We start from the raw sequence: 4,919 nt of genomic DNA, 5'->3' as shown, positions 1-4,919 counted from the left end.
GATAGAAGAGCACGGTGGCGATCCCTCCGAGGACGGCCAGAGTGGCTGTCATCAACCCGACAATGAACCAGGCAGCCATACGCTTCTGACGTTCAGTCGGGTGGGTAATGCCGAAGAAGTCAATAAACCAGTTGGCGATGAACCTGATCACAATGACACCGCCTCCTCACTATGGAAGATGCCGAGTTAAGTAGAAAGGGTTCGAAAACGAAACCGGCCGCCAATTCTGGCGGCCGGTTTTACCAAGGCGCTCCTTCTGGAGCTCGATTGGGAATTCTACTCATCCGCGCAGAACCTGGATGGCGTTTACAACATAAATTCCCAGCAGCGCGGCAGAGAGGGCAATCGTGGTTCCACCGGCGAAGGCTACAAAGGGTTTAAGGTACTGGATTCTCCGCTGGATGTCGTCCTGACGGCGTTTTTCTTCGCCGAGGATATTTTCATCCAGGAAGATCTGGTCTTCTTCCCCGCGGGTAAGAAGACCACGATAGACCATAAGGGCAGTCGTGGAAATAAATAGGAAGCCCCAAACGGTCCAGAGCAGAGTCATGGTGCTCATGGGGTACACCTCCTGAGAGAATCACTGCAGGCGTACTAGAACGGTTGCCGTCTGTGTGGGGGAATTTGATTCGCAGCGTCCACACGAAACGACGGTCAGCCTACCGGCGGGTCTGTAACGGGCAGTATGCAGGCTCGGACGGTAGAAAAGGCCGTCACACGGAAATATACGCCGGTTTTGGAACACTGGTCCAAAATGCATCCATTTAGGTACGACGGCATCCATTACTTGTGTAGCGGGCGCAAAATCGCCCCTTGCCCGGCCTTCCGAGGGGGCATACACTTAGATAGAGATCGACTGAATAGGAGTTTCTTACCATGGCCACTACTGCCGCTACCCCCGAGGTTGTTGAGGTTGTTTCCTCGCCGATGCCCTCGACGCAGCCCGTCAACCTGACCTCGGCGGCGATTGCCAAGGTGAAGGAGATTATGGCTACCCAGGATCCAGTCCCGGCCGGTCTGCGCATCGGTGTTGTAGGCGGCGGATGCTCCGGCTTCCAGTACTCCATGAGCTTCGAGAACCAGCAGGGCATGATGGACAAGGTCGTCCGCTTCGAGGACCTGAAGGTGTTTGTGGACGCCACCAGCGCCATGTACCTGAACGGCTGCACCGTGGACTACGTTGAGACGCTGGAGGCTGCCGGCTTCAAGTTCGAGAACCCTCAGGTGAAGAGCACCTGCGGCTGCGGATCGAGCTTCAGCGTGTAAGTTTCTGATTTCCGGTGAAAAGACCTCGCTTCGGGCGAGGTCTTTTCTTTTGTGTGAGTTTGATGGAAATGGACCTCCGAAAAGGGGCACGCGGCGTCTAAACTCATACAGGGTTACCCCCGCCGGATTCATGACTGAGTTTGTCATCAAGTTGGCCGATGAGCGCGGCCGCATACAGGAGCAAATCCACGCCGCTGCCACGGCTGAGGAGTTACGTCTGCGTTTCACGCAGGCGGGCTACCTGGTCTATTCCGTTAAGCCCCGCTCGGTGTTGGCGGCAGGACGCAAGAAGAAGATCAAGCTCGACACCTTTCTCATCTTCAATCAGCAGTTCCTGACCCTGATCCGCGCTGGTCTGCCCATCCTGGGCGGGCTGGACCTGCTGACAGCTGGTCAAAAAGACCTGAATCTAAAGGGGCAGTTGGAGGACGTCGCAGCACGCGTCCGTACGGGCGAGTCGCTGTCGTCGGCGTTCGATGCGCAGAGTGGCGTGCCGATTATCTACACCACGACGCTTCTGGCTGGTGAGCGGTCGGGCAACCTGGAAGAGGTACTGCAGAGATTTGTCGACTTTCAGCGGTTGTCGTTGAGCTTTACCAAGAGATTGAAGTCGGCGATGGTGTATCCCATTGTTCTGGTGCTGATGGTGATCAGCATTATGATCTTTTTGCTGACCTTTGTGATTCCGCGGTTTGCGGAGCTGTACGAGCAACTGAATACGCCGCTGCCCGCAATTACGGTCTTTCTGCTGAATCTTGGGAAACAGGCGCAGCACTATGGAATTTACGCCGCCATGGTGTTTGCCATAGCGATCTATATCTTCTTCCGCTGGCTGAAGACGGATACCGGGAATCAATTGGTCGATCGCATCCGGATCAGGCTGCCCCTGATTGGGCCGGTGTGGCTGAAGTACCAGGTAGCGCTGTTTTCCCGCACGTTGTCGACGCTGTWGACCGGCGGTCTGCCGCTGGTGCCGTCACTGGAGACGGCGGCAAAATCGATCAATAGCCGCCAGACGGCACTGGCCGTGTATGCTTCGGTGGGCTCGGTCCGCGAAGGCAGAGGATTGGCGTATTCTCTCCGGCAGACGAAAATCTTTCCGAACCTGGCGACAGAGATGATTGAGGTCGGTGAGTCCACCGGCGCCTTGCCTGCGATGTTGAACTCGGTGGCCGAGTTTTTTGAGGAGGACGTACAGCTTTCCCTGGCGGCGGCCATGAGCCTGATTGAGCCAATCCTGCTCGTCTTTATGGGCATTGTGATTGCCGTTATTCTTATCTCTCTCTATCTACCGATCTTCTCGCTGGGCGCTGGCGGTCTCGGTCAGTAAACCCTTGGCGCAAACCGGAGTCCAATAAACCATGGCACAAGCTCCCATCGCGATCCCGATTCCCTCGACCAACGGCCTGGAGCTGAACGAGGTAGAGCGTGCGCAGATGCTGGCGCGCCGCTATCACTCTGAGTTTGTTGACCTGAAAAACTTCAAGATTCAGCATGAGCTGTTCCGGACGGTGCCGGTGGAACTCATGTTCCGCTATAACTTCGTCCCGTTGGAACAGAGGCCCGATGGCCGCCTGCTGATCGCGGTAAGCGATCCCTCAAAGCTGATGATGCTGGATGAGATTGCGTCACTGCTTTCGGCGCGGCTGATCACGCGRGTGGCGACGCTGTCGCAGATTACCGACCTGCTGAAGAAGAACGAGCAGTCGCAGCGTGTTCTGGAAGAGGCGAGCGAGGGGCTGACTTTCGATGTGGTGTCGCTGGACGAGAATGCGGACGAGAATATCTCGATCGAGAAGTTGACCAGCGAAGAAGATATCTCCCCGATTATCCGCCTGGTAGATACGACCATCTTTACGGCGCTGGAGCGCCGGGCTTCAGATATCCACCTTGAAACTTACGACGACTCACTGCTGGTGAAGTACCGCATCGATGGTGTGCTGACACAGGCCATGGCGCCCATCGCGCGTGAGCATCATCAGACGATTCTTTCGCGTATCAAAGTCATGAGCGAACTGGATATCGCCGAGCGCCGTGTGCCTCAGGACGGACGTTTCCGCGTGCGGTACAAGGGACGGCTGATCGATTTCCGTGTCTCGATCATGCCGACAGTGCATGGTGAGAATGCTGTGCTCCGTGTGCTCGATAAGGAGTCGATGAGCGAGAAGTTCACCAAGCTCTCGTTGGAAGTGGTGGGCTTTGCGGAGGAGGATTTGCGGCGGTTCCGGCGTTACATCAAAGAGCCGTACGGCATGGTGCTGGTCACGGGACCTACGGGTTCCGGTAAGACGACCACGCTGTATGCTGCGTTGAACGAGATCAAGAGCGAAGAAGACAAGATCATCACGATCGAAGATCCGGTCGAGTATCAGATTCGCGGCATCACCCAGATTCCGGTCAATGAGAAAAAGGGCCTGACCTTTGCCCGCGGTCTGCGTTCGATTCTGCGTCACGACCCTGACAAGATTCTGGTCGGTGAGATTCGTGACGCTGAGACTGCGCAGATCGCCATCAACTCAGCGCTGACCGGGCACCTTGTTTTTACGACCGTGCACGCGAATAACGTTGTCGATGTGCTTGGCCGCTTCCTGAATATGGGAGTGGAGCCGTACAACTTTGTCTCTGCCTTGAACTGTATTCTGGCGCAGCGGCTGGTACGCCAGATCTGTGATTTTTGCGCGCACTACGTTACGTACGACGATGAGACGCTGCTGCAGAGCGGTCTCGAGCTCGAGGATTGGCGAGGTTTCAAGTTCCGCGAAGGCGCCGGCTGCATGGAGTGCGGCGGCACGGGGTATCGCGGACGTTCGGCCATTCATGAGTTGCTGGAGCTGGATGATGAGATCCGCGAGATGCTGCTGGCCAAGAAGCCAGGCTCAGAGATTCGGCGTGTGGCGCGTGAAAAAGGAATGGCATTTCTACGCGACTCGGCGCTGCAGCGTGTGCGCGCCGGTGTGACTACCTTGAAGGAGATCAACAAGGTAACCTTTATCGAGGCGACCCGGTAACAGATCAACATATGTCCTTTCTTTCCAAGTTGAGCGGCACACATCAACGTCCCCGCCTGGCGGTAGAGTTACGTGGCGAACTGGTGGTGGCCGCAGCGGCTGATGTAACCACGGCACCGGTGCGTGCAGTCACGCAGGTATCGCTGCGCGCGGGTGCTTTGCAGCCTTCGCTGAAGGTTCCTAACCTTGTAGACCGTGTTGCGGTTGCCGCCGCACTGCGTTCGGCGCTGGAGCGGGTAGCGGCACAGAGCCGTGATGTCACGCTTGTTCTTCCGGATGCAACGGTCCGCGTCGTTCTCCTGGATTTCGACACCATGCCCTCACGGGCAGACGACGCCGAGAGCGTGGTGCGGTTCCGTCTGAAGCGCATGTTGCCCTTTGATTCTGATACCGCCGCGGTCAGCTACCAGGTGATGAGCGAGGCCAGGGGGAGCGTGAGTGTCCTGGCGGTCGCCATGCCCGCGGACTTGCGCACAGAGTATGAGCAGGCCGTTCGCGAGGCAGGATATGAGCCCGGCGCAGTGCTGCCGTCGACGCTGGCTGCCGTGGCAGCGCTCGACCCCGCGGAGCCAAAGGCGCAACTGCTCTTGAATATTGATGAAGCCAGCATGACCACTGCGATCGTGCGAGGCGGCAACGTAGTGT

At 57.2% G+C, this 4,919-nt stretch carries 4 protein-coding genes and 1 pseudogene; 4 read left to right on the top strand and 1 reads right to left on the bottom strand.

Annotation, left to right across the window (positions count from 1 at the left end):
- Window positions 1–280 precede the first annotated feature (280 nt).
- The gene (locus AB4043_RS14515; RefSeq protein ID WP_442300891.1) at window positions 281–559 is read right to left on the bottom strand and encodes a hypothetical protein; all 279 of its coding nucleotides are present in this window, start codon (window positions 557–559) and stop codon (window positions 281–283) included.
- Between the two features lie 317 nt (window positions 560–876).
- Between AB4043_RS14515 and AB4043_RS14510 the strand changes: the two genes are divergently transcribed.
- The 4 genes and pseudogenes from AB4043_RS14510 to AB4043_RS14495 all read left to right on the top strand — a co-directional run.
- Window positions 877–1,266, top strand: coding sequence for a HesB/IscA family protein (locus AB4043_RS14510; protein ID WP_442300892.1), 390 nt, complete (start codon window positions 877–879; stop codon window positions 1,264–1,266).
- A gap of 130 nt (window positions 1,267–1,396) precedes the next feature.
- Complete coding sequence (locus tag AB4043_RS14505; RefSeq protein WP_442307358.1) at window positions 1,397–2,596, top strand: type II secretion system F family protein; 1,200 nt, start codon at window positions 1,397–1,399, stop codon at window positions 2,594–2,596.
- A gap of 31 nt (window positions 2,597–2,627) precedes the next feature.
- Window positions 2,628–4,274: a GspE/PulE family protein gene (locus AB4043_RS14500; RefSeq protein WP_442300894.1), complete on the top strand. Its 1,647-nt coding sequence runs from the start codon at window positions 2,628–2,630 to the stop codon at window positions 4,272–4,274.
- A gap of 11 nt (window positions 4,275–4,285) precedes the next feature.
- Window positions 4,286–4,919, top strand: a pseudogene (locus tag AB4043_RS14495) (hypothetical protein); the annotation flags it as partial.

Origin of the sequence: Terriglobus sp. YAF25 (assembly GCF_052113305.1) — a bacterium.
Classification (GTDB): domain Bacteria; phylum Acidobacteriota; class Terriglobia; order Terriglobales; family Acidobacteriaceae; genus Terriglobus.
Note: the sequence above shows the minus strand (reverse complement) of the source record. Positions and strands in the feature narration are given on the sequence as shown.

Excerpts from the sequence above, each read along its gene's own strand:
- AB4043_RS14510 (WP_442300892.1), top strand. The coding sequence starts at position 877 with ATGGCCACTACTGCCGCTACCCCCGAGGTTGTTGAGGTTGTTTCCTCG.
- AB4043_RS14515 (WP_442300891.1), bottom strand. The coding sequence starts at position 559 with ATGAGCACCATGACTCTGCTCTGGACCGTTTGGGGCTTCCTATTTATT.